A 25,063-nucleotide genomic window follows, 5' to 3' on the forward strand; every position below is an offset into this window, starting at 1 on the left:
TCACCCTCTTCCCGCCATGTCGACCCTTGCCCCCAGCACCAGCTCTCCGTCCGGTTACATCGCCTATTGCCGGCCCGGCTTCGAAACCGAATGCCTGGCTGACCTGCAGCAGCGCTATGGCAAGCAGGGCCAGCAGGAAACCGGCCCGGGCTGGGCTTATCAGACGGCAGCAGCCCGCAGCGAGGAGGATTTCGGCAAACCGCAATCAATGATCTTCGTTCGCGAATGCGTGCCGGTGCTCGGCCGCCTGAGTCTGCCCGAGCGAGATCGCCTCACGCCCATCGTGCAGTTTCTGCGCGAGCACGCACCAGCCTTCCAGGAAGTCTGGATCGAATATCCCGATACCAATGAAGGCAAGGCGCTCTCCAGCTTTGCGCGCAAATTCCAGCCGCATGTCGAAAAAGCCTGCCGGGCCGAGGGCTGGCTGAGTGACGGGCCGCTGCAATGGCGACTGCACCTCTTTTTTGCCGCGCAGAACGAAGTCTTCATCGGCCTGCGCCGCGTTCGCCCCGGCGACTGGCTGTGCGGCATTCCGCGCCTGCGCATGCCTACCGAAGCGCCCAGTCGCTCGACCCTGAAACTGCTGGAGGCCTTCATCACCTTGGTCGACGAACCCGAGCGGCGGCTGAAGGCGGGGATGACCGGAGTCGACCTGGGTGCCGCGCCCGGCGGCTGGACCTACCAGCTGGTGCATCGCGGCCTCAAGGTTTATGCCATTGACAACGGCCCGATGAAAGGCAGCATGGATGGTCACCCGCAGGTCAAGCACGTGCGCGAAGACGGCTTTCGCTGGAAACCCAAGCACGCCGTCGACTGGCTGGTTTGCGACATGGTCGAGCAGCCGGTGCGCATTGCCAGTCTGATCGCCCAGTGGCTGGCCAGCGGCACGGCGCGCCAGACGGTGTTCAACCTCAAGCTGCCGATGAAAAAACGCCACGCCGAGGTCGCCCGCTGCCTGGAAGTGATCACCGATGCGCTGGACGATGCCGGCCTGCGTTATCGACTGCGAGCGCGGCACCTGTATCACGACCGCGAAGAAATCACCTGCTACATTCGCGTCGGCAAGGACTGACCCCCCTTGCAACTGACGAGAGGGCAAGGCCCTACGGGATGTTTTGCGGTTCTGCCTGCCCCCGTGTCACATAATCTGGTTTATCATTTTCAGCCTTACTCCGTACTGCATTCAGCAAGGATCCGCCAATGTCCCTGACCCGCTCCGCCTTCGATCAATACATGGTTCCCAACTACGCGCCGGCCGCCTTCGTGCCCGTGCGCGGCGCGGGCAGCCGCGTCTGGGACCAGGAAGGTCGCGAATACATCGACTTCGCCGGCGGCATCGCCGTGAATGCGCTGGGGCATTGCCATCCGGCGCTGGTCAAGGCGCTGACGGAGCAGGCTGGCCGCCTCTGGCACGTCTCCAATGTGTTCACCAACGAGCCGGCTCTGGCGCTGGCCGAAAAACTCGTCGGCGCCACGTTTGCCGACAAGGTGTTTTTCTGCAATTCCGGCGCTGAAGCCAATGAAGCCGCACTGAAACTCGCCCGCCGTGCCGCCATCGAGCGCTTTGGCGAGCAGAAGCACAAGGTGCTCTCGACGCTGAACAGCTTTCATGGCCGCACCTTCTTTACCGTGACCGTCGGCGGCCAGCCCAAGTATTCCGACGGCTTCGGCCCGAAGCCGCAAGGCATCGCCTATTTCGAATACAACAACCTTGATAGCCTCAAGGCATTGATCGACGACGACACCGCCTGCGTGATCATCGAGCCCATCCAGGGTGAAGGCGGCGTGCTGCCGGCAACGGCCGAATTCCTGCAAGGCGTGCGCGCGCTGTGCGACAAGCACAATGCCTTCCTGATTTTCGACGAAGTGCAGACCGGCATGGGCCGCTCCGGCAGCCTGTTTGCCTATCAGGAGTACGGTGTGGTGCCGGATATTCTGTCCAGCGCCAAGAGCCTGGGCGGCGGCTTCCCGATTGGCGCCATGCTGACGACCGCCGACATCGCCAGACACCTGGTCGCCGGCACGCACGGCACCACCTACGGCGGCAATCCGCTGGCCTGCGCGGTGGCCGGTGCGGTCTTTGATGTGGTGAACGATCCGGCGGTGCTTGCCGGTGTGAAAGCCAAACACCAGCTGTATGTCGATGGCCTGCAAACGCTCAATGCCGCGACGCCGGTCTTCAGCGAAGTGCGCGGCATGGGACTGCTGATAGGTGCGGTACTGAGCGACCAGTATGCCGGCCGCGCCAAGGACATCCTGAACCTCGCCGCTGAGGAAGGCCTGATGGTACTCATGGCCGGCCCGAACGTGATCCGCTTCGCGCCCTCGCTGGTCATTGACGATGCTGACATCACCGAAGGCCTGGCGCGCCTTGGCCGGGCGCTGAGCCGCTTCACGGCCTGATCACCCTGAAACAGGCAACAGCGGCAGCCTTTGGGCTGCCGTTTGCATTTCTGCCATTCGCGCACGGAACTTACAAACAATTACTGGACATGAGTCAGGGAAAACACTTATAACAACAACTCCTGCCGCCAGTAAGGATGCTGATCTTGCGTTCGATTCTGCTGCTCCTGTCATTGCTCCATGCATCTCAGGCCTTTGCTGAACAGCACGTTATCCGCTTGATGACACAGCAGCAGGCACCTTACAACCTGGAAGACCGGCAGGGCCGGCAAAGCGGTCTGGCGCTGGAAGCCGTACGTTGCGCATTACAGCGCATGGGGCGTCAGGCACAGTTCCAGTTTGTCCCCTGGCTGCGTGCTCAGAACACGGTAAAAGCGGGCCAGGCCGACGGTTTCTTTCCCGCGTCACGCAATGCCGAGCGCGATGCCTATGCCACCCTCAGCGCAACCGTGGCGCCGCAACAATGGCGCTGGTACCAGCTCAGCAGCAGCACGGCCGATCCGCTTGATGCCGATTTCCGCAACCGTTCCAGAGTCGGCGCCTATCTGGGCTCGAACATGATGCAGTGGCTCAAGCAGAGCGGCTACATGATCTACGCCGCTCCCTACAATCACGATCAGCTGCTGCGCATGCTCTTGGCCGGGCGTGTTGAGGCCGTACTGGCCAGCGATCTGGCGATGCAGGAAGCCATCCAGAAAGCCGGAGTGGACGGGCGCATCCGCTCGACGCTGCAGCAGGACAAACCGATGGGCTTGTATTTCAGCCATCAGTTTCTGGCCACCCAAACCAGCGATTTCCTGCCGACGTTCAACCGAGAACTGGCCAGCTGCCGCAAGCCGCTTGCTGCTGGTGGAACCCAACCCGCAGGCAGCGGCCCAGCAAAAGGCATCTAGGGGTATACGCCACCAAGCATTTAACCAAATAGGCTTCACAGGCATACACACCCATGTATTACGGGTGATGATGCGCAGCAACCTCGTCAAGCACCTTGGGCATGACCCGCACCAGCAGAATGCGCGGACCACGCATTTTCTTGACCACCACATCGAAACGGTCGAATTCCACGCGCTGACCTTCTTCGGGCAGGTTGCCCAGCTTCCACTGGATCAGCCCGCCGACGGTTTCCGCTTCCGGGTGGTCGATGTCCATGCCCAGCGCGCGGCTCAGGGTAAAGAGTGGCAGGCTGCCCTTGCCGATCAGCGTGCCGTCATCCTGCACCAGCCAGTCCTGCCGGGCCTGGCGGAATTCATCGCGGATTTCGCCCACCACGGCCCCCAGCAGATTGTCCAGCGTCACGAAACCGATCGGCGTTTCATCGTCGTAGCAGACCACGGCAAAATGTGGCGAGCCGGCGCGAAAACGCCGGAACAGCTCGACGGCCGGTGTCTGCGGGGTGACGACTTCCATCGGACGGGCCAGCTCGGCCAGGTCAAGTTCGTCGGCATCCTGCAGGTGGCGGAAGAACACATCCTTCAGATGCACGACGCCCTGCACATGCCCATCCTCATCAAGCAGCGGATAGCGGCTGTAGCGGTTCTGGGCAATGGTGGCAAATTGTGTGGCCAGGCTGTCATCCGCATGCAGCGCCACCGCCTCGTGAAAGGGGCGCATCAGATCGGATACTTTCAGCTTGGTAAAATCCAGGGCCTGCGCGAGCACGTTCCAGTCCAGCTCGCCGTGGTTCTGCCCGGCCGTGCGCCGGCCACGCAGGATCAGCTTCAGTTCTTCGGATGAATAATGGCTGTCGTGTCCGCCAGCCACATCCAGCCCGGCCAGCCGCAATACGGCATTGGCGCTGCGGTTGAGCAGCCAGATCCCCGGGTACATCAGCCAGTAAAAGACATACAGCGGCGTGGCCGTCCAGATGCCGGTCGCTTCGGGCTTGCGGATGGCCAGCGACTTGGGCGCCAGCTCGCCCACCACGATATGCAGAAAGGAAATCACGCTGAAGGCAAACACGAAGGAAATCGTGTGCACCAGCTTCGGTTCGTCTATCCCCACCGCAGCCAGCACAGGATGCAGCAATTCGGCAAACGCGGGCTCACCGATCCAGCCCAGCCCCAGCGAAGCCAGCGTGATGCCCAGCTGGCAGGCGGACAGATAGGCGTCGAGCTGGCCATGCACATGCTGCAGGATGCGTCCGCGCAGGCCATGCAGGCGGGCAATGCTGCGCACGCGTGTCTGCCGCAATTTCACCAGCCCGAATTCGGCAGCGACAAAAAAACCGTTGAGGCCCACCAGCAGGAGGGCAAGCAGGATCAGCAAGAAATTGTTCATGGATTCCGGAGTGACCGTACCGCCCGGAACGCGGGCAGCGCATCCCCGGCATTGTAGCCGATGCCGGGGATGCTTTTCCGGCCTGAGGCAAAACGCGGCGCCGGATTATCCAGCCGTCGCGACGCCTGGCCCACTTTGCCGCAAACCGGACCAGCGGTTTCCGCCGCGCCCCCTCATCCAGTATGCTGCGCCCCACAGTCGAGAAATGACCATGCGCAAACCACCGCCCCGCCCCACCCGTCCCGCCCCGCCATCCGGCCAGAGCAGCGACATCGCCAGCATTGCCCGCGCGCTATCGCGGCTGGGATTCTGCTCGCGCAGCCAGGCCGAAGCACTGGTGCTGGCCGGACGAGTCACGCTCAATGGCAGAACGGAGCGCGATCTCGGACGACGCGTGCACGTGCAGAAAGACCGGCTGCATGTGGATGGCCAGCCGGTCACCGCCAGCCGGCACGTCTACCTGATGCTGAACAAGCCGCGCGGGATTGTGACCACGGCCAGTGATGAACAGGGCCGCGCAACCGTATATGACCTGCTCGACATGCAGGCACTACCGTGGCTGGGACCGGTCGGTCGGCTGGACAAGGCCAGCGAAGGCCTGTTGCTGCTGAGCAACGACACGCGCTGGGCCGCCAGACTGACCGACCCGGCCAGCCATCTGGACAAGATCTATCACGTGCAGATCGACCAGCTGGCTGACGATGCCCTGCTGGCGCGACTGCATGCCGGTGTGGACAGCCCGGAGGGGCGGCTCGCCGTCAAGCATGCCGAAGTGCTGCGTCAGGGCGAGAAAAACAGCTGGCTGGCCATCACGCTCGATGAAGGCCGCAACCGGCATATCCGCCGGCTGCTGGAGGCGCACGGCATCGCCACGCTGCGTCTGGTGCGCGTGGCCATCGGCCCCTTGCGGTTGGCTGACCTTGGCAAGGGTCAGTCACGTGCGCTGGGCCAGGAAGAACTGGCCGCACTGAATGCCGCGCTGGCGGCGGCAAGCGGTCGGCAGCGCTGATGTTGCACTGCAAAATCTTCACCCGCAATCTGCAGCGTGCGCTATGCTTTTGCCCATGAGCAGCCGAAAATTCCCCCGCACGGCGGCGCCGCCAGGACAATTCCGGCAGTACGGCGCAGCAAGTCGGAGCGGGAATTTCTGCCTTCCCGACCAGCCTGCCACAGATACTGCGCCATGACGTCCATTCATACTCCCGACAAGCCGCTCAGCGAACTGCGCAATGATCGCCTGGCCATGCTGCAGGACATTGCCAAGGAACTTGAAGGCGATGTGGTATTCCCGGTGTGTTTTGACGCCACCGTGCAGATCAGCACCGTGATGAAGAGCCAGACGGCCTCGCTGCAGCGCATCACCCACGAAGTGCAGAAAGACCCGCTGATTACCAGCAAGCTGCTCAAGCTCGCCAACAGCGTCACCTACAACCCCTCCGGCCAGCAAATCATCGACCTGGGCGCCGCCATCACCCGGCTGGGCATGGAAATCGCCCGCAGCACGGCGCTGGCCTGCGCCATGGAGCAGCTGGTGCGCTCACGCGAGCTGGCGGCCTTTGAAACGCTGGCGCACGACATCTGGCAGCACAGCCTGCGCACCGCCATGTGCGCGCGCGTGATTGCCATGCGCCTGACGCGCGTCAACCCCGAACTGGCGATGCTGGCCGGTCTGGTGCATGACCTTGGCGCCTTTTTCCTGCTTGATCGCGCCAACCGCTATCCCGAACTGCACGAGCGGCCGAAAACCGTCGAATACCTTGTTGCGCAATGGCATGAAAGCATAGGCACCATTCTGCTCGACAACCTGGGCCTGCCCGAGGAAGTGATCGAGGGGGTGCGCGAAAACGACCAGCCGCGCCCCACGGTGGAAAACCCGCGCACGCTCAGCGACGTGATTTATGTGGCCAACCTCTTTGCCGGCGGGCTGGAAGAAATCCGCCACCTCGACCTGCCCGGCCAGATCGAACCCGTCGAGCTGACGCTGCCCAAGTACCTCGACCTCAAGCCGGAAATGGATGCTGCCTGCGCGGAAATGATGAGCCTCTGGTAAGCCTCACGCCGCCACCGGCACAGACGGGCCGACGAATAGCGGCCCGTCTTTCTTTTGCACTGGCATCTGCGCTATGGTTGCGCCACAAAAAAACATCACAGTGCGCAACAGCCATGTATATGACACCCAACAAATCCGCCGCAGAACTGCGCAACGACCGCCTCAACCTGCTGCAGGAGATCGCCCACGAGCTGGAGGGCGATGTCCTCTTCCCGGTCTGTTTCGACGCCACCATCCAGATCAGCTCGGTGATGAAAAGCCAGAATGTCACCCCGCAGAAAATGGCGCTGGCCGTCCAGAAAGACCCTTTGCTCACCGCCCGCCTGCTGCAGCTGGCCAATATGCCGCTGCACAATCCGCAGAATGTCCCGCTGATCAGCCTGGAGGCGGCCATCCAGCGCCTGGGACTGGAGCATGCCCGCAGCTTCATCCACGGCCTGACCATGGAGCAGCTGAAACGCTCGGCCAATCTGGCCGAATTCGAAAACATCTCGCGCTTCATCTGGACGCACAGCCTGCGTACCGCAGCGATTTCCCGCGTGCTCGCACGCCGCCTGGCCCCGCGCGTCGACCCCGAGCTGGCCTTTCTAACCGGCCTGATGCACGACCTGGGCGCCTTTTACCTGCTCGACCACGCCGCCCACAAGCCCGATCTGGCCGAGCGCCCGCAAAGCGCCCTGTACCTGGTTGCGCAGTGGCATGAAAGCGTGGGCGACATCCTGCTCGACAGCCTGAAACTGCCACAGGAGCTCGTCGACGCCAGCCGCGAACACGACCAGCCCCGTGCCCCGGTCGAACAGCCGCGCACACTGGCCGAAGTGCTCTATGTCGCCAACCTGCTCGCCGGCGCCAATCAGGAAATCCACTACATGGATCTGGACGACAAGCAGCCGGCTACCGAAGCCCGTCTGCCGGTCTACCACGGCCTGCAGGATGAAATGGATGCCGCCTGCACGCTGATTCTCAATCTCTGGTAGCACCGCGCTCTGTCACGCGGCCAGCGCGGTAAATGCCGCGTTGGATTTAAGCCGCGACCAGGCCGCAAAGCGGCGCTTTCGCCGCAGCACGCCGCCGGGCAGGGATATAATGGACGCCATGCGTCGCACCGAAGACCACAGCGCCATGAGCGTCCAGCCCAATGAAGACACCCTGCAGCGCCTGCACTGGCAAGTGGAGGCGCTGCAGCACTTTCTCGCCTGCCGCAACCTCTTCATCATCACCTTCTTCGGCTCGGGCGAAATCCTGGCGCACAACTACCCGGCGCAGGAACAGGCCACCAGGCTCGACGACTTCGGCTTTCTGATCGGCGCGGACAATCTGCAGGCCATCAAGGCGCTCAGCCGCACCACGGTCACCGGCAGCGAAGGCTGGAAATTCTTCAACCGCGACCTGCAGCTGCACCTCTTCCGTGTCAACGACACGCTCTGGAATCTCGAAGTCGGCCAGCAGGACGACGACCAGGAGAGCCAGCCCGGCCACGGTGATTTCGAAACCTTCTACAGCCTCACCAGCACGCTCAGCGACATGCGCGAATGGCAGGGCGGCGGCGAGATGGACGAATTGCTGGCACGCATCCGCGACGAACACCTGCCGAAAATCCGCCAGGTCAAGGCCGCGATCAGCGACCCCATCCTCGGCATGTGCCTGGAGCTGATCGAAGGCATGGTCGTCTCCACGCTGAGCAACGACGCCGACATCGATCCCAGCCTCTACGCACTGCTGACGCCATCCGAAGTGCAGGTCGCCAAATTCATCAAGCTGGGCATGTCCACCAAGGAAATCGCCACCAGCCTCAGCGTCGCCTCCAAGACCGTGGAAAACCACCGCAACAACCTGCGCGCCAAGCTTGGCATCACCAACAAGGGCATCAACCTGCGCAACTACCTGATCGCACTGGGGAACCCGCAGGGCTGAGACATATCCTTTTGCTGATTGGACATAGGGCTGCAGCTCTTTGCTCTGACGACGCCAGCAAAAAGGGCGAAAGGCCGCCAAGGCCCCAAACCCGTCATCCAAAGCATGCAAGCCCAGCCGGCGAACATCACCGGCTGGCTGCTTAAACAACTACAGTCCTGCTCAAATCTCGGCGAGTGCCGCTTCCCGGTCTGCCGCTGCCTGCGGCTGGGCGAGGCAGGCGTGGGCGGCGGCGCGGGCGCTGCATTCGCGGCTGGAGTACGCGCACAGGTAGCTCACGCCTTCGGGCAGCGGCTCGTAGTTGCTGCGCAATCCGACCACTAGCAAGCGCCCTGCCCGCGCCGCCGCCAGTTTTGCCACCAGGGCCTGCGCTTCGGCATGGCGGAAATCCTCGCCTGGCAGCGGGTAGTTTTCGGTAACAATGACCACCTCCTCTGCGCGCGTCAGGCGGTTGGCTGGCTTGCCCAGTTCGGCCTGCGCTTCCTCGTGCGTCAGCACCGTCCACCGGCCGGCTGCGCCCTGCCGGCCCAGTTCATCGACAAAATGGTCAAATGCCGGCGTCGCCTGGTTGGGGCCGATGCCGCGCGGGTTGACCAGATTGGCATAATCCTGAGCACGGGCCGCGCGCACGACGATGACGTCGCCGTCAACAGCCAGCGGCAGGATGCGCTGCGGATCGCGTTGCACGCGCACGGCAGTAGCGGCGGCGCGGGCCGCCAGTGCCTGATGCGCGGCAAGGTCAAATGGCTGCAACAGTGGCATCTGCTGCAGGCGCGACAGCTTGAAGGCCACCACGCGTTCGACTGTCTCATCCAGGGTCGGGAAGCGCCCGGCACGCGCGGCCTCGACCAGCGCAGCGATCATTGCCAGCTGGCGCGCCTGGTAGTCGCTGTTGTGATCGTAGTGCTCCTCGGACAGCATGATCATGTCGATGCCGGCGGCAAAGGCCAGCAGCGCGGCCGCCTCGGGCGCATAGTTGCTGCGAATCGCGCCCATGTTCATGCTGTCGGAAATCACGATGCCGGCAAAGCCCAGATGCTGGCGCAGCACACCCTGCAGGATGGGCGCGGACAGTGTGGCCGGGTGGATGCTGTCGATTTGCGGGTAGCGGATGTGCGAGGTCATCACCAGCTCGACACCGGCGTCGATCGCATGCTTGAACGGCAGCAAGTCTTCCTGCTGCAGGCGCTCGAAGGATTTGTCCACCTGCGGAATCAGCCGGTGCGTGTCGCCCACGGTGTCGCCGTGGCCGGGGAAATGCTTGGCGCACATCACGATGCCGCCAGCGTGCCCGCCCCGCACCGCTGCGGCGGCATGACGCGCGACATCCAGCGGTACTTCGCCAAAGGCGCGCGTATCGATGATGGGCGAATTGGGCGTGAGGTTCACATCCGAGCAGGGCCCGAGAATGCAATTGAAACCGGCCGAGCGCATTTCCTCGGCCAGCATGGCGTAGACCGAGGCGGTCAGTGCCGCATCGTCGGCCTTGCCCAGCGCCAGATTGCCCGGCCCGGTGACCGATTCGCGCGTCACCACGCTCCACGCGCCTTCCTGATCCACGCCCAGCAAGAGCGGCACGTGTGCGGTGCGCTGGCGCACGATGGCGTCCAGATCGCCGGTGAGCCGGCGCGCTTCGGCAAAGGTGCTGGCGTTGTCTTCGCTCAGGTAGCAGCCCCCCAGGTTGTAGCGCTCGATCAGCGTGCGCGCCGCTTCGGCGTCCTTGCCGGGAAAGGCCAGGATGAAGAGCTGGCCGACTTTTTCCTCGATGCTCCAGCCGGCGATCAGCGCGGCGGCCTGTTCACGATGGGTATCAAACATGATGCTGTCCTCAAAAAATGGGCGTGCGAAACCGCTGACGGCCTCGCACGCCGTCGATAACACGGATCAATAGGGGGAAATCGGAGATAATCTTATGGGTATGCCGCTGCAGCCATTATCGATAAATGGCTGCAGTGGCATACCCATCTGACAGGCAGAACTAGCCCAGCGGCTTCTTGCCGCGGCGCAGCTGGCCCATGGTGAAGGTGACGGCGACGATGATGATGCAGCCGCGGAAGATCATCTGCTGGTCGACGTTCAGCCCCATCAGCACCAGGCCGTTGTTGACCATGCCCATGATCAGCGCGCCGATCACGGCGCCGACGACCGTGCCCTTGCCGCCAAAGAGGCTGGTGCCGCCGATGATGACGGCCGCAATCACCATCATCAGGTCGCTCTCGCCCAGCGTGTAGCGCGCGCTCTGTAGCCGCCCGGCGTAGAGAATGCCGGCGAGCGCGGCCAGCGCCGAATTGAGCACCAGCACCTGCAGCTTCACGCGGTTGACGTTGATGCCGGAATACATGGCGGAAATCTTGTTGCCGCCGCAGGCCAGCACCTCCTTGCCAAAGCTGGTCTTGCGCAGCAGCACATGGCCGCCCGCCGCCACCAGCAGCATCCAGATGAACAGCACCGACACCGGCCCCAGGTCACCCGAGCCGAACACGAAGACAAAGCTTTCATTGTCGACCGGAATCGTCTGCAGCTCGGTGATCCAGCGCGTGATGCCGGTGATGATGCCCGTGGTGCCCAGCGTCACCAGAAAGGACGGAATGCCCACGCGGGTAACAAAAAAGCCGTTCACCAGCCCGCAGGCCACCCCCACCAGCAGCGCGGCCGGCACCGCCACCCAGATGCCATGCGGCAGCAGCAGCGCCACCGTCACCGAGGAGAGCGCCACCACGGCGGCGAAGGACAGATCGATTTCCGCCGCCGACAGCACAAAGGTCATGCCCACCGCCATGATGGCGATCATCGCCGTCTGCCGCGCGATGTTCATCAGATTGCCGCCCTCGAGAAAGCCCTTGTCGTGCAAGAGCAGCGCGAACAGCAAAAACAGCCCGGCAAACACGAAATAAATCACCATGCCGCGCCAGTCGGGCAGCCCGGCCAAGCCGGGCCAGCGTCTGATTACCGCATCCATTGCCTTCTCCTCACTGTACGGCGGCCAGCAGCCGCTCTTCGGTTTGTTCGCTGCTGGCCAGTTTGCCAGCAATGCGGCCTTTTCTCACGATGTAAGTCTCGTCGCAGAAGGCGCAGATTTCGCTGTATTCGCTGGACACGAATACCACGGCATTGCCCTGCTGCACATACTCGTTGACGATGCGCATGATCTCGCGCTTGGCGGCCAGGTCGATGCCAAAGGTGGGATCATCCAGCAGCAGGATGCGCGCGGCCGTTTGCAGGCACTTGCCGATCACCACCTTCTGCTGGTTGCCGCCCGAGAGCAGACGCACCGGCTGGCCGACGCCGGCCGTCTTGACCTGCAGCCGCGTCACCAGCTCGCGGGCAATGTCTCCGGCACGCCGCTCATTGAGCAATACCGGCTCGGCCAGCTCGCGCAGCCAGCTCAGCAGCAGGTTGTCCTGTACGCTGAAATCCAGCACCAGCCCCTGGCTGCGGCGGTCTTCGGGCACCAGATTGATGCCGTGGGCAATCGCCTGCGCCGGATTGCGGATGTCCACCGCCACGCCATCGATGAGGATTTCCCCGCCCAGCTTGCGGTCAAGGCCAAACAGTGCATGCAGGATTTCGGTGCGCCCGCTGCCCAGCAGGCCTGCCAGGCCGACAATCTGGCCCGGAAACACGCGAAACGACACCTCGCTGACACTGGCCGTGCGCAGTTCGCGCACTTCCAGCAGGGCTTGCCCGGCCGGCGGCGCGGGCCGGCTCCAGGCCGGTGGTGTCGAGCCATCCTGCCCCAGCATGTCGCCGACCAGCTGCTCGACCGAGGTGTCGCTGACGGGCACGCGGCGCACGCAGCGCCCGTCGCGCAGCACGCTGACCGTGTCGCAGATGCGGAAGATGTCGCGCAGGTAGTGCGTGATGTAGACAATCGCCACGCCATCGGCCTGCAGTGTGCGGATCGCGGCAAACAGCTGGCTGATTTCCTGGTCCGACAGCGAAGCGGTCGGCTCGTCCAGAATCAGCACGCGCGCGCGCGTCGCCAGCGCCTTGGCGATTTCGACCAGCTGGCGCTGGCCCATGCTCAGTGTTTCCACCAGCGCGTCGGGGTCGATTTCGCTGGCCACGCCGATGCGTGCCAGCAGGGCCCGGGCCGTGCGGCGCATCGCCGTCGTTGCCAGCAGGCCGCGTCCGGTGCTCAGCCAGTTGTGCAGAAAGATGTTGTCGGCCACGCTCATCGTCGGTACCAGACTCAATTCCTGGTAAACCATGGCGATGCCGGCCGCGCGCGCCGCCTGCGGCGAGCCCGACACGCAGGGCTGGCCATCCACGCGCAGCTCGCCGGCGTCGCAGGCATGCACGCCATTGAGAATCTTCATCAGCGTGGATTTTCCCGCGCCGTTCTGCCCGACCAGCGCATGGATTTCACCCTTGCGCAGCGTGAAATCCACACCCTTGAGCACGGCATTGCCATCGAACTGCTTGACGATGCCGCGCGCCTGCAGTGCGTAGTCTTGCACATTTTCCATTGCAATTCTCCAGGGTATTGTCTCACAGCCTTTTCAGATAAATGGCTGCAGGGCAATACCCATAATTTGCACCTGATTATGTCTCTCTTTCAGAAAGCCTTTTTTCGTCATGCCCGCGAAGGCGGGCATCCAGAGCAAAGCTTGATTTCACACCCTCATCTGGATTCCCGCGTACGCGGGTATGACGATTCTGAAGCAGAGACATAATGTATCTGCAGCAGCGAGCTTGCTCGCGAAGCGTCGCTGGTCGCGAGCAAGCCCGCTCCTGCAAGCAAAAACAGCTCAATGCGGGTTATCAGCCCCAGGCTGGCACTCTTGCCAGTCTGCACGCCTGCCTTACTTCCCCGCCTTGGCCGCCAGCGCCTTGTTGACCGCCGCCGGCGCCGGTCGCGCCAGCGCGCGCTGCCACTGCGCCCCCAGATTGGCCGGCGTCACCTTGATGGCGTCCACCGTCACAAAAGGCGGCGTCGGCTTGTTCAACAGCGACAGGCCCCCCATGCGCGCCAGCGTCTTGCCCATGTCGTAGGGCAGATCAGACACGATGCCGGCGACATTGCCGCCGCGCGCCATGTCCAGCGCATTGGCCGCGCCCAGGTCCATCGTCACCACCTTCACGTCCTTGCGGCCCGAGGCGCGCACGGCGGCGGTCACGCCTTCGGCGATCGAATCCCACGGCGCGTAGATGGCCTTCACCGTCGGGTTTTGCGTGAGGATGGCCGAGGCGATCACCTCGCCGTCGTTGGGGTTGGCAATGCCCTTGTCGGCGACGATGCGGATGCCGGGGAACTTGCCCAGCTCGGTTTTCACCGCCGCGTCGCGCTGGTTGGTCACGTAGTAGTTCGCCGAGTGATGGATCAGCGCCACATCGCCTTTCTTGCCTATGCTGTCGGCCATCAGCTCGGCCGCGGCCTTGCCCATGCCGTAGAGGTCATCGGTGACGATGCCGGCGTAATCCTTGCCGTGCACAAAGCCCTGCGGCGCATTGCTGATGAACACCATCTTCACGCCGCGGTTTTTCGCCTCGCGGAATGCCGCCGCGCCGGAAACCGGATCAATCACCAGCGAGATGATCAGGTCGGGCTTGAGCGCCAGCACGGTTTCCAGATCGGTGCGCTGCTTCTTGGCATCCATTTCGGCATCCGTCACGGCGACGACCTTGATGCCCAGCTCGCGAAAGACCTCCTGCGCACCCTGGCTGAGCGCGGAGGAGAAATCCGACGTGGTATGCATGAGGATGGCGGCCTTGTAGCCCTTGCCCTGGATCGCGGCCACCTCGGCTGGCGTAAGTGAAACCTGGGTGTAGGAGGTCGGCTTCTCGCCGTTGGGGCCGACGGTGGCGGCCAGCGCCGCACCGCTGGCGAGCATGAACAGCGCCGGCAGACAGCATTTCTTCAGAGTAGAGAACATGGCATTGCTCCTGGCGGCGGGGCAAACCCCGCCGCCTTCGAGGGTTAGTCGGCCTTCGCCACCTTGTTCAGGCGGGCATTCCACTTGGCGGCAGCGGCTTCCAGCGCTGCTTTCGCCGGCTTGCGTCCTTCGATGGCCATCTGCATTTCGTCGTTGAATTCCTTGCGCATCGTGGCCTCATCCGGCAGCAGATTGGCCGGCAGGATGGGCGTGCGGGCGTAGGCCATCGACTTGGCCGCCAGCGCGCGCGCTTCGCCGACCGGGTCGCCGCTGCCGGCGCCCTCGCGGAAAAAGGCATCATCGTTCGCCTTGCGCGACGAGGGGAAGGTCGAGCCGGTGCTGCGCGCAAAGGCCAGCTGGCTCTGGTCGTCGGTCAGCAGCAGGCCCAGCTTCGCCGCGGCGTCCGGATGCTGCTGGCCCTTGGGCATCACGAAGGACATCAGCCAGCCGCCCAGCGCCATCTTGCCGCCGGCCAGCGGGAAGGCCATCACGCCGGTGCGGTCGTACACGGCCTTGTTGTCGGTCGAGAGCTTTTTCAGCGCGGTGGGCGCGGTGGTCATCATCGCGATCTTGCCCGAGCCATAGCCGGCAATTTCCTGCTCGTATTCCATGCGGAAGGCATCGCGCGGGATGACACCGGTCTTGTACAGATCGGCGAACAGCTCGACGGCCTTGACGTGCTGCGGGCTGGTGAACGCCGCCTTGCCGTTTTCGAACACCGGCAGGCCCATGTACATGAACCAGGGAATCATGCCGCCGTCGCCGCTCTTGGTCGCCAGCTTGGGCGAGAAGGCTGCGGCGCCGGTCTTTTTCTGGATCACGCGCGCGGCGGCGATGAAGTCGTCAAAGCTCGCCAGCGAGGTTTTCACGCCGGCCTTGGCGAAGATTTCCTTGTTGTAGGCAATCACCGCCACGGCGTTGTAATACGGGAAGCCGTAAAGCTTGCCCTTCACGCTCAGATCCTGCACGGCGCCGGGCAGGTAGACCTGCTTCTTGTCGCCGACCAGCGGGTCGAGCGGCGTAAGCAGATCCTTGTTGGCGAATTCGTGCGTCCACGGCACGTTGAAGTTCACCAGCGCCGGCGGCTTGCCCGAGGCCAGCGCGGTGATCAGCTTGGGCTGGATCTGGTCCCAGTTCATGTCGCTCCACACCGCCTCGTAATCCGGATTGGCCTTGTTGAAGCGCTCGATCACGCCATTGAAGAACGGTGCGTACTGCGAGGTATTGAACGTCCAGAACTCGATCTTTTCCTTGGCATGGACGGGAATGGCAAACATCAGGCTGGCAAGCAGGCCGCTGCCGAGCAGCATGGCGGGGTGACGCATGGAAGAAGTCTCCTTGGGCGAGGGCATGAAGGCCGGCAAGGCGCTGAGACCACCCTTGCCTGCCACCTAAGCAACTTTCATCAAGCTGGAGAAACACCCAAAAATAAGTGTTTGGTAGGTGTTTCGTAGCGAGAGGCTAGGCCACTACATCGGCAAGGTCAACATGACTTCGGCATGCGTTGCGGATTTACCACTTACAAAACACCCATAAACCTGGGTGGAAAAATGCAGCGCAGGAGAGCTGCAGCGTGGACTGGATTGGCATGGCGGCGAGCAAGGCAACGGGGTATATGCAGGAACCCATTTGCATAAAATGGCTAGAGAGCGATACCCGGCATCTGAGTAACAGACCAGAGAAGCGTAGTGCCTTCCGGCACTAGTGCCGGGCCGGATGGCACGACCGCTTATCCGACCCACCAAGAGGCGCTACTTCAAGAGGCGCTGCTTATTCCCGCAGTCGCGGGTAATGCCCCTGCCAAGGGCTTGCGCGATCAGGCGGCAAGCGTAATGGCCGCAAGCATCCCCGTGGAACGAACGCTGTCAGGCTCGGCGACGCTGCTGGCCACGCCGTCTGCAATCAGCACCTGCCGCAGGCTGGCCTGTATTTCCCGCTGCATGGCATCGAGCACTTCGCCGCGTCGCCGGTATTCGGCGCGCTTGCGCGCCGGGCGCTCTGCGATGGGCACGCATTCCCTGGCGAGCGGAATGCTGAAGTGGCCACTCGCCTGCCTGATGCCGCCCGCGGCCAGCCAGACTTCCTCGTAATCCAGCCGGACGTCCTTGCGGTGGCGATAGCGCGGCGAGGCGTACACATGGTTTTCACTGGCAATGGCGTCGATGAAGGCACAGCCGCAAACCCGCGCCACATCGCGCAGCGCATCCAGCAGCAGCAGGCGCGGCTGAAGGCCATGCAGCTCGCGTGTCACTTCCCTGATTCGCTCGCGTCCGTCCTTCTTTCCCTGCATGCCGCCGATCAGCAGCCCGGTCTGCCCATTGCGCGTCACCAGGCTGAAACTCAGCGCCTGCAGCCAGGTGTCCGCTGTCACGAGCTGCAGGCACAGCCCGCCCTCCTTGTCGAATTTGCCAAAGCGGTTGAGCAGTAAACGGCATGACTCGCCGGATTTGCCGGACAGACGCGCCAGCTCGACCCCCTCGCCGCGCATGATGGCGGCGGCCTGCCCGGCGCAGAAACGGGAATGGAAATGCCGGAAATGCCCGATCAGCACATCGCACACGGCATCCGCCGGCAAGCGGCAGTCAAAGAACGGCCGGTGCACCCGCTCGATGAATTCCGGCTCACGCCCGAGCACGGCGGAAAGCGGCGAATGGCGCAGAAAGGCAAACCAGCGCGCACTGCTGCGCGGTTGCAGCAGCGACCTGAACACCAGGCGCAGCTTGCGGTGCAGGCGCACATCGCCATTTGCAAAGCGCATGCGGCAAGCCCAGCGCACATCATCGAACCACTGCCCGACCCCATCCGGCCCGCCCGCTTCCCAGTCCCATTCCATAAGCCATCCCCTGCCTGCCGGCGAATCATTGAATGGCAGGAGTAAAAGGCCCCCCGCCACCGCGAAGATTCTCGTCGGCACGCGCCGCACAGGCATGGCAAAACGGTGAGGAAGTGTGAAAAGATGTGAATGGGGGTCAAGTCAGGGGATAATGCACCCGCCATGCGCTGACCGCAACTGGAGCGCCAGTCTGGGTAAGTTCTACATTTCCTAAAACCTGCAACGTCCAGTAAATGGAGATCGATCAGAAGCACTTTGCCATCCGAGCATTTATACAAACGCCATCAATATGTACCGGCACAGGAGTTTTTTTCATAGAAGGTGTTGCAATGGATCACACTAGATACAACCGATGGAAACGAGCTAGCTTCGCATTGATTCAAATCGAGCCATTTTTAGCTACCACACTCCAGCAGCTAGGCAAGATAGATGCGTCACTTTACGAGAAAGATCATAGGTACCGGGAAATTCGCGAACGAAATAATGCTACGACCGAGGAATGGAACGAACTAAACGACTCCATGACAATGGCATATCTTTGGGTTCTTGGGGCATATGAGGTTATCCGCACAATTGATCAACGGTTCCGAGAATTAGGTCTACATGCTTCAGGCCAATACCAACAAAGCACCAAAGTGAAGCGCAGCTTTGAACGTGTCCGCATTCCACTCGCCAAGCTTGAGCCTCCTAGAAAGCATAACACCGACAAGGGCTTTGCTTATCCAGCGTTAAATGCCGCTCACGGTCTCGGATGGATAGTTGCGGATGACGTAATCATTTCTAGAGGTGAACTTTCTACTCAACTATTAGAATTTCTAGAGAACCTCAACCCTGCCAACAGCGTGTAGCTAGCCCCCTGCCGTGCAATTCAGTCAAAAAGAGTGCCAAACGCTGCATCAATCATGCGGATTGACGAAATGAAAAACAGCGCCATTCGGCGCCGTTTTCTTTTTGAAAGAAGCAGCAATCACCCGCGCAGCAATTGCTTCACATAGCGCGCCACGCCCTCTTCCACGGTCAGGAATGGCGCGTCGTAGCCAGCTTCGCGCAGCAGCGTCAGGTCGGCTTCGGTAAAGCACTGGTATTTGCCCTTCAGCGCATCGGGGAACTCGGTGTATTCCAGAATGCCCTCGGCAACCAGCTCGGCCAGACTCAGTGCGGGCTTCCCCTCATGAGCGCGGCAGGTGTTGACCGCAGCGACGGCGATGTCGTTGAACGGTTGCGCCTTGCCCGTTCCCACGTTGTAGATGCCGCAGACTTCCGGGTTGTCGAGGAACCACAGGTTCACCTTCACTACGTCATCCACCGAGATGAAGTCGCGGGTGTGGCCACCGGCCGGGTAGCCGTTGTATTCACCGAACAGCTTTACCTTGCCGGTGGCGCGGTACTGGTTGAAGTGGTGGAAGGCGACGGACGCCATGCGCTCCTTGTGCTGTTCGCGCGGGCCGTAGACGTTGAAGTAGCGGAAACCCGCGACCTGCGCGGTGATGCGCTCGTCTTCCATGCGGCGGCGCACGATCTGGTCGAACAGCAATTTTGAGTAGCCGTAGACGTTCAGCGGTTTTTCGCAGTCGGGCGTTTCGATGAAGCCCTGGCGGCCGTTGCCGTAGGTGGCGGCGCTCGATGCATAAATGAACTGCGCTTCCTGTTCCTGCGCCCAGTCGAACAAGGTCAGCGTGTACTGATAGTTGTTGTCCATCATGTACTTGCCGTTGTGCTCCATGGTGTCGGAGCAAGCGCCCTGGTGCAGGATGGCGGTAACCGAATCATCAAAGTCACCACCGGCCAGTGCTTCGATGAAGTCGTGCTTGTCCATGTAGTGCAGGATGTCGAGATCGACCAGATTGCGGAACTTGTCGCCGCGCGTGAGGTTGTCGACCGCGATGATGTCGCGCTCGCCACGCTCGTTGAGCGCCTTCACGACGTTGGAGCCAATGAATCCGGCGGCGCCGGTTACGATGATTGCCATGGGTATCTTCCTAGGTGCTTTTGTCTTATTGGCTTACGCGGCAACACAGTGCCAGGTATAGCCAGGCGCCGTGCGGTATCCATTGTTCGGTCCAGCGCCAGCTGTTGGCCATGGTCGCCACTTCGGATTTGCGGAAGTCGATGCTGTCCTCGTCGTCCAGGCCGCTGGTGATGCCGTTGCACACGCCACCCGGCGCATTGAAAAAGCCTGGCTCGTAGCGCGGATTGTTGCGGCCCCAACCCTGCAGCATGCAGGCGTCGAAGGGATTGGCGCCCAGCAGCCAGTTCAGCGCATTGTCGCCATATTCGCGGATGCGCGCGGCAAATTCCGCGTCATCGGCAAACAGGCGCCGGGCGACTTCGGCCGCGGCGACGATCGAGCCCAGCCGCGCGTTCTCGCCCTGCCACCAGTAGCCGGTTTCATTGTCGTGCGGAATGAAAAACTGCGTATTGCCGGGCTGCTTGGCATTCTTGACGAAATGACGCGGGTAGCCGAAGGGGTTGTTCACTTCATTGGTGATCGCGATTTCGAAGCGATAGGCCTTCTCCAGGGCGGCACGGATGCGTCCGGCCAGCGGCGAAGCGGGCGCGACTTCCAGATAGCGCAGCAGCGCCAGATACGGCAGGCCGGCTTCGGCGGCGTGGTAGTAGCTGCGCTCGCCCGTGTCGTCCATGCGGAACCAGCCGGCATCCTGCTGGCGCTGCAAGAGGCTGTCGACACGGCGGGCGGCGGCATCGGCGTACACGCCCTCACCCGTCACGGCCAGCAGCTCGGTGGCGGCCAGCAGCGCGCAGTAGTCGTCGATCATGTTTTCGCGGCCGTCTTCCAGATAGCGCACATTGTTCGCTTCCAGATCGGCAAAGCCTTTTTTTGCGCCCTCCAGGTACTGCTGGCGGCCAAAGCCCTCGCCGTCGCGGGCCAGTGTGCTGGCGCGCGCCAGTGCGGCAATCGCCACGCCGCCGCCCTGACGGTAGGCCGCGTGGTAGGTGGCGAATTTCTCGCCCTTCTGGGTCTTGTATTCGCAGATGTCGCGGCGGTTTTCGTCCTTGCTCCACTGGTCGAACACCGTCATGTAGAAATAGCCCTGCGGCGACTGCATGCGCAGCAGGAAATCCGCGCCGTGCAGCGCTTCATCGGTGATGCGCTCGTAGAACCACTTGTTGAAGAAGGCGATGGTCTTGTCGCTGTCCGGGCCATCCGGGTCGTCCATGCGCTCGACCACCCAGTCCGGCCGGGCCGGCATGCGTGCCAGGCCGTCGATGAGGTTCCACACCACCTGCGGCGTCTGCTGCGGGTTCATGTACTGCGAGAAGGACAGGTGCGACAGGTATTTGGAGACATCGCCCGAGGCGTCATACCAGCCGCCATGCACATCGCAACGCTCGTCGCTGCCCCACAGCGGGCGGCTGCGGTCGGCCAGATCGAAAATGCCGCTGCAGCGCTGGCCCTTCAGGTAGTGGACGATGTCGGAAATCATCAGCTCGGCAAACACGCGCGGCGTGATGCTGAAGGTGCCGGATACCATGGGCGGCGTTACGCCGTCGAGCACGAGGAAATACTCGCCCTCCTGCGCCAGCGCGGAAAAATCGGCAGTCCAGAAATGCCAGCCCTGCCCCCTGGGCTGCTCTTTCCAGTTCGCCACCGGGCCGCTGGCCTTGAGCTGGCCGCTGAACACGGCGCTGCGGCTGGCGTTGTCGTACACGGTAAAGCCACTGGCGGCCAGCGCGGCCGGCGCTTCGATCACCGCGACCTTGCGGCTGGCGGGCGCATAGCCCAGATGATTCAGCAGGATTTTCATGACAAAAGTGAACCTTGGATGTTGTGCTTGGTGACGGGTTGGCGCTGGCGGGCTCAGGCGTGGGCCAGCAGCCAGTTGCGCGTGGCGCCGATCATCCCCGCATGATTACCGGCGCTGGCGAGCGTGACTTTGCTCATGTTGCGGAAATCCGGCAGCAGGCGCTCGGCCAGCGCGGCGTTGAGTTCGCCAAGGAAGGCGGCGCGGCCGGCGATGCCGCCGCCGATCACCACGCGCTCGGGATTCAGCACGTAAATCAGGTTGGCGATACCGGCCGCCAGGATGTCGAGCCATTGCGCCACCAGCCCGGCCATCACGGCATCGCCGGCGTCGAGTGCGGCAAAGATGGCGCGCCCGTCGAGCCGCTGCCCGGTTTGCGCGGCAACCAGTTCGACCAGACCGCGCATCGAGGCGTGGTCTTCCCAGCATTCGCCGCGTGCAAGGCCGTTTACATGCATATAGCCCCATTCGCCGGCGGCAGCCTTGTGCCCCTGATACAGCTGGCCATTGATGACGATGCCGCCGCCAATGCCGGTACCGATGGCCACGGCGATGAAATTGCGGATGCCGGCCGCCGCGCCCAGCCAGCCTTCGGCCAGCGCCACGCAGTTGACGTCGTTTTCCACGCTGACCGGCAATCCGAAACGCTCGGCCAGCCGCTCGCCCAGCGCTACGCCGGCAAAACCCGGAATCGCGCCGGCGGCGCCCAGAATGCGCCCGCCGACCGGATCGACCAGCCCCAGTGTCGAAACGGCGATGCCGATCACGCGATGCTGCGCCAGCATGCCGGCCAGCAGCGCGTCAATGCGCGGCAGCACGGCAGCGGCGCCCTGCTGGCCATGCGTGTCGGCCACGTGAGCCTCCAGCACCTTGCCGTCTTCCTGCACCAGCCCGTATTTGAGCTGGGTGCCCCCGATGTCCAGCGCGAGCAATGTTCTCATCGATTAAACCCGTTCCCAGTTGATCGTTGCCAGGCCTTGCGCCGCCAGATAGGCATTGGCGGCGGAAAAATGGCCGTTACCCAGAAAGCCGCGATACGCCGACAGCGGCGACGGATGTGCGGAATGCAGCAGCAGATGGCGGCTGGCGTCGATGCGCGCCGCTTTTCTGGCCGCATACGCGCCCCAGAGCATGAATACCAGATTGCTGCGCGCGGCGGCCAGTTGTTCGATCAAACAATCGGTGAATGCCTCCCAGCCCTGTTTGGCGTGCGAGCCGGCGCGGTCGGCCTCGACCGTCAGCACGCTGTTGAGCAGCAGCACGCCCTGGCTCGCCCAGCCGGCCAGATTGCCGTGCGGCGGCGGCGTGTGACCCAGATCGCGGGCGATTTCCTGCCAGATATTCCTGAGTGATGGCGGCGTTTTCACGCCATGCGGCACCGAAAAGCTCAGGCCGTGCGCCTCGCCGGCGCCGTGATACGGGTCCTGCCCGAGAATGACCACGCGCACATCCTGCGGGGCCACGGCCTCCAGCGCGGCAAACCAGTGCTCGCGCGCCGGATGGATGGTTTTGCCGGCGGCCAGCTCCTGAGCGAGAAAGTCGCCCAGCCGTTGCCAGTGCGGGCTGGCGGCATGGGCAGCCAGCAGCGGCTGCCAGGATGCGGGCAGCGCGGGCATGACGCTCATGACGGCTCTCCGCGCAGCTGATGCACCCGGCGGCGGTGACGGGCAAAGACCAGGCGGCTGAAGGCTTCTTCCTGCGCTTCGTCGGCAAACGCCAGCTCGGCCGTCAGTTGCCAGCCGGTGGCGGCGGCTTCGCATTGTCGCAGCGTGGCGGCGAACTCCAGCTCGCAGGGCAAATCCGCCGAAAGATTGATCGCCAGCACGGCGCGTTCGCCCACCGGCAGCGGCGTGGCGGATTGCCAGCGCACCGCATTGAGGCCCAGACCCGCCGGCACCGGCGGCGGCAGGCTGCCGCCCTGCTGGCGCGCCAGCCAGGCCAGCGCCAGATCAAGCTTGGCATGCAGCAACGCATCGCCCGCCTCGGCATCCGCCTGCTGTTCACTGTCGTGCAGCACGCGCAGATAGGCGCACACCTCGCGGCTGCCGCGCGGCTGTTGCGCGCTGGCGCGCCAGTCCAGGGCCAGTTCGCCCTGCCACAGGATGCCGCTGTCGGCGGAATGTGCGCTCATGAGTCGGTCGCTGCCACAAAAAGCGCGATTATACCGGCAAGCGCTTGTCTTTTTCCCGCACAACACTAAGCTCGACGTATTCATGCCTTGCGGAAATGCCATGCGCGCACTCGCCCTTGCCCTCGTCTGCCTGCTGGCCACTCCGGCCCTGGCCAGCTCCACCGGCCATGCGCCGGCCAAAAAGACCGGCACCCACGCCAAGGCCGCCGCCCATGAAGGGCCCGTGCACTGGTCTTATGCCGGCGCAGGCAGCCCGGAAAACTGGGCGCAGCTGGACGAAGCCAACCGCCTGTGTGCCAGCGGTCGCCAGCAATCACCCATCGACATCCGCACCGCCTACGCGCTGGCGCTCGATCCCCTGCAGTTCGACTACCAGACCAGCAAGCTGCACGTGCTGAACAACGGCCACACCATCCAGCACAATGTCGATCCGGGCAGCTGGCTGCAGATTGGCGGCGATCGCTATCAGCTGCTGCAGTTTCACTTCCACACGCCCAGCGAAGAAGCCGTCGGCGGCAAGCGCTATCCGATGGTGGCGCACCTGGTGCACAAGAACGAAGCCGGGCAACTGGCGGTGGTGGCGGTTTTCCTGACGCAGGGCACGCAAACGCATCCACTGATCCGGCAGCTGTGGGCCAGGCTGCCGGAAAGCCATCCGGTGGCGATGAGCTTTGAGGACCAGAGCTACAACCCATCCAGCCTGCTGCCGCGGGATCGCAGCTACTGGACGCTGATGGGCTCGCTGACCACGCCGCCCTGCAGCGAAGGCGTGCGCTGGCTGATCCTGAAAACTCCGGTGAGCATCTCGAAGGCCCAGCTGGCGCTGTTCCGCAAGCACTTCAGCATGAATGCCCGCCCCTTGCAGCCGCTGTTCGAGCGGGCGATTCTTGATTCGCAGTAAGCGCGGATCAGCTCAGCCCTTGCGCCGCCCGGCAAAGAAGCCCGACAGCTGTTCAGCCGCCGCTGCCGCGCAGCAGCCGCCCTCGACATGCGTGTGGTGATTCAGCAGGCGGTTGGCAAACAGGTTGACGACGCTGCCGGCGGCGCCGGTTTTCGCGTCGCGCGCGCCATACACAACACGGCCAATGCGGCTATGCAGTATCGCGCCGGCGCACATCGGGCAAGGCTCCAGCGTCACATACAGCGTGCAGCCGTCGAGCCGGTAATTGCCCAGCGCCGCCGCTGCAGCCCGCAGCGCGAGCATTTCGGCGTGCGCGCTTGGGTCATGCAGGCCGATCGGCTGGTTGTGCGCCACCGCCAGCACTTCGCCATCCTTCACCAGGACGGCGCCGACCGGCACTTCGCCGGCGTGTGCTGCTTCCGCTGCAGCGGCGAGCGCCATGGCCATGAAAGCCTGGTCGGCATTAATCTGGCTGGTATTCATAGCGCGGACCGAGTAATTCCGGCCATGCCAAAAGCATGGCCGCGCCATTCTCCCGGCTCAGGCAACGAATCACGTTGTCGTGATGCAGCGTTGCATCAACCATGCTGGGTCCAGGCCCTTTGATCAGGTGATCCCAAAACCCTCGACCCGGCCCCTCACAGTCTCGCGCCCAAGCCAGGGTCTCAAGGCGAATGCGCTTGTCGTTTCTGTACACTTCCAGCCCGTCAAGCGCATACCCGGCATTGTCGATCCGCACCGCGACGCCGGGCGGCAAGGTAGCGACATAGCTGACCAGCCTCTCCTGCCAGCGCAGCTTCACCGTCTGGCCGGTTTGATTCTGCACGCGCACCACCGGCTCAACCGGCTGACAGCCAAGCAGAAGCACCAGCAGAACAACAAGGGTATATGTCTGCAGCCTTTTCATAAAAGGG

23 protein-coding genes are annotated in these 25,063 nt (G+C 63.1%); 9 read left to right on the top strand and 14 right to left on the bottom strand.

Translation table 11 applies throughout. The features are described 5' to 3' along the window. Positions 1-16: 16 nt before the first annotated feature. The 3 genes from rlmM (at position 17) to C515_RS0109155 (ending at position 3,296) form a co-directional block, all read left to right on the top strand. Complete coding sequence (gene rlmM, locus C515_RS0109145) at positions 17-1,072, top strand: 23S rRNA (cytidine(2498)-2'-O)-methyltransferase RlmM (protein ID WP_043648873.1); 1,056 nt, start codon at positions 17-19, stop codon at positions 1,070-1,072. Between the two features lie 128 nt (positions 1,073-1,200). Beyond that, complete coding sequence (locus C515_RS0109150) at positions 1,201-2,403, top strand: aspartate aminotransferase family protein (protein ID WP_028455284.1); 1,203 nt, start codon at positions 1,201-1,203, stop codon at positions 2,401-2,403. Between the two features lie 218 nt (positions 2,404-2,621). Further along, on the top strand, positions 2,622-3,296 hold the full coding sequence (locus C515_RS0109155) for a substrate-binding periplasmic protein (RefSeq protein ID WP_211234022.1): 675 nt from the start codon (positions 2,622-2,624) through the stop codon (positions 3,294-3,296). Between the two features lie 58 nt (positions 3,297-3,354). On the opposite strand, the gene C515_RS0109160 is transcribed toward C515_RS0109155, so the two are convergent. Beyond that, positions 3,355-4,680 carry a hemolysin family protein gene (locus C515_RS0109160; protein WP_028455286.1) on the bottom strand — a complete coding sequence of 442 codons (1,326 nt, stop codon included), beginning with the start codon at positions 4,678-4,680 and terminating at the stop codon, positions 3,355-3,357. A 211-nt stretch (positions 4,681-4,891) separates the two neighbouring features. Here C515_RS0109160 and C515_RS0109165 point away from each other — a divergent pair, with 211 nt between their 5' ends. From C515_RS0109165 to C515_RS0109180, 4 genes are all read left to right on the top strand, one after another. After that, positions 4,892-5,689 (top strand): pseudouridine synthase, encoded by a 798-nt coding sequence (locus C515_RS0109165; protein ID WP_028455287.1) that lies wholly within the window; start codon positions 4,892-4,894, stop codon positions 5,687-5,689. A 174-nt stretch (positions 5,690-5,863) separates the two neighbouring features. Further along, complete coding sequence (locus C515_RS0109170) at positions 5,864-6,730, top strand: HDOD domain-containing protein (RefSeq protein WP_028455288.1); 867 nt, start codon at positions 5,864-5,866, stop codon at positions 6,728-6,730. Between the two features lie 119 nt (positions 6,731-6,849). After that, the gene (locus tag C515_RS20370) at positions 6,850-7,707 is read left to right on the top strand and encodes an HDOD domain-containing protein (protein ID WP_051304800.1); all 858 of its coding nucleotides are present in this window, start codon (positions 6,850-6,852) and stop codon (positions 7,705-7,707) included. A gap of 109 nt (positions 7,708-7,816) precedes the next feature. Further along, complete coding sequence (locus tag C515_RS0109180) at positions 7,817-8,644, top strand: helix-turn-helix domain-containing protein (RefSeq protein WP_028455289.1); 828 nt, start codon at positions 7,817-7,819, stop codon at positions 8,642-8,644. 162 nt (positions 8,645-8,806) lie between these two features. Here C515_RS0109180 and C515_RS20375 read toward each other — a convergent pair whose 3' ends face one another. From C515_RS20375 to C515_RS22500, 6 genes are all read right to left on the bottom strand, one after another. Next, a complete protein-coding gene (locus C515_RS20375) occupies positions 8,807-10,462 on the bottom strand; it encodes a glycoside hydrolase family 3 N-terminal domain-containing protein (RefSeq protein WP_051304801.1) in 1,656 nt (551 codons plus the stop codon). A 160-nt stretch (positions 10,463-10,622) separates the two neighbouring features. Then, positions 10,623-11,603 (bottom strand): ABC transporter permease, encoded by a 981-nt coding sequence (locus C515_RS0109190; protein WP_051304802.1) that lies wholly within the window; start codon positions 11,601-11,603, stop codon positions 10,623-10,625. Positions 11,604-11,613: 10 nt separating this feature from the next. Further along, entirely contained in the window at positions 11,614-13,113 is a 1,500-nt protein-coding gene (locus C515_RS0109195; RefSeq protein WP_043648876.1) for a sugar ABC transporter ATP-binding protein, read from the bottom strand. A gap of 336 nt (positions 13,114-13,449) precedes the next feature. Beyond that, the gene (locus C515_RS0109200) at positions 13,450-14,520 is read right to left on the bottom strand and encodes a substrate-binding domain-containing protein (protein ID WP_051304803.1); all 1,071 of its coding nucleotides are present in this window, start codon (positions 14,518-14,520) and stop codon (positions 13,450-13,452) included. 44 nt (positions 14,521-14,564) lie between these two features. Next, a complete protein-coding gene (locus C515_RS0109205) occupies positions 14,565-15,845 on the bottom strand; it encodes an ABC transporter substrate-binding protein (RefSeq protein WP_043648879.1) in 1,281 nt (426 codons plus the stop codon). Between the two features lie 491 nt (positions 15,846-16,336). Further along, positions 16,337-17,353 carry a VirK/YbjX family protein gene (locus tag C515_RS22500; protein WP_051304804.1) on the bottom strand — a complete coding sequence of 339 codons (1,017 nt, stop codon included), beginning with the start codon at positions 17,351-17,353 and terminating at the stop codon, positions 16,337-16,339. Positions 17,354-17,586: 233 nt separating this feature from the next. Here C515_RS22500 and C515_RS23530 point away from each other — a divergent pair, with 233 nt between their 5' ends. Further along, positions 17,587-18,201, top strand: coding sequence for a hypothetical protein (locus tag C515_RS23530; RefSeq protein ID WP_144290412.1), 615 nt, complete (start codon positions 17,587-17,589; stop codon positions 18,199-18,201). Positions 18,202-18,320: 119 nt separating this feature from the next. On the opposite strand, the gene rfaD is transcribed toward C515_RS23530, so the two are convergent. From rfaD to C515_RS0109235, 5 genes are read right to left on the bottom strand one after another with little or no spacing between them, the layout of a single operon-like run. After that, positions 18,321-19,322, bottom strand: coding sequence for an ADP-glyceromanno-heptose 6-epimerase (gene rfaD / locus C515_RS0109215; RefSeq protein ID WP_028455294.1), 1,002 nt, complete (start codon positions 19,320-19,322; stop codon positions 18,321-18,323). Positions 19,323-19,347: 25 nt separating this feature from the next. Continuing rightward, positions 19,348-21,120, bottom strand: coding sequence for a glycoside hydrolase family 9 protein (locus tag C515_RS0109220; RefSeq protein WP_028455295.1), 1,773 nt, complete (start codon positions 21,118-21,120; stop codon positions 19,348-19,350). A 53-nt stretch (positions 21,121-21,173) separates the two neighbouring features. After that, on the bottom strand, positions 21,174-22,058 hold the full coding sequence (locus C515_RS0109225; protein ID WP_028455296.1) for an ROK family protein: 885 nt from the start codon (positions 22,056-22,058) through the stop codon (positions 21,174-21,176). Between the two features lie 3 nt (positions 22,059-22,061). After that, the gene (locus C515_RS0109230) at positions 22,062-22,742 is read right to left on the bottom strand and encodes a uracil-DNA glycosylase (protein WP_028455297.1); all 681 of its coding nucleotides are present in this window, start codon (positions 22,740-22,742) and stop codon (positions 22,062-22,064) included. Further along, positions 22,739-23,248 (bottom strand): PilZ domain-containing protein, encoded by a 510-nt coding sequence (locus tag C515_RS0109235; protein WP_028455298.1) that lies wholly within the window; start codon positions 23,246-23,248, stop codon positions 22,739-22,741. The genes C515_RS0109230 and C515_RS0109235 overlap by 4 nt, the downstream gene beginning before the upstream one ends. 100 nt (positions 23,249-23,348) lie before the next feature. Between C515_RS0109235 and C515_RS20385 the strand changes: the two genes are divergently transcribed. Beyond that, positions 23,349-24,149 (top strand): carbonic anhydrase, encoded by an 801-nt coding sequence (locus tag C515_RS20385; protein WP_051304806.1) that lies wholly within the window; start codon positions 23,349-23,351, stop codon positions 24,147-24,149. A 12-nt stretch (positions 24,150-24,161) separates the two neighbouring features. Here C515_RS20385 and tadA read toward each other — a convergent pair whose 3' ends face one another. Both tadA and C515_RS0109250 read right to left on the bottom strand, forming a co-directional pair. Continuing rightward, positions 24,162-24,632 (bottom strand): tRNA adenosine(34) deaminase TadA, encoded by a 471-nt coding sequence (tadA, locus tag C515_RS20390; protein ID WP_043648882.1) that lies wholly within the window; start codon positions 24,630-24,632, stop codon positions 24,162-24,164. Further along, the gene (locus tag C515_RS0109250; protein ID WP_028455299.1) at positions 24,613-25,056 is read right to left on the bottom strand and encodes a hypothetical protein; all 444 of its coding nucleotides are present in this window, start codon (positions 25,054-25,056) and stop codon (positions 24,613-24,615) included. Before C515_RS0109250 ends, tadA begins: the two co-directional genes overlap by 20 nt. Positions 25,057-25,063: the final 7 nt, after the last annotated feature.

This window comes from Chitinilyticum litopenaei DSM 21440 (assembly GCF_000428145.1).
GTDB lineage: Bacteria > Pseudomonadota > Gammaproteobacteria > Burkholderiales > Chitinibacteraceae > Chitinilyticum > Chitinilyticum litopenaei.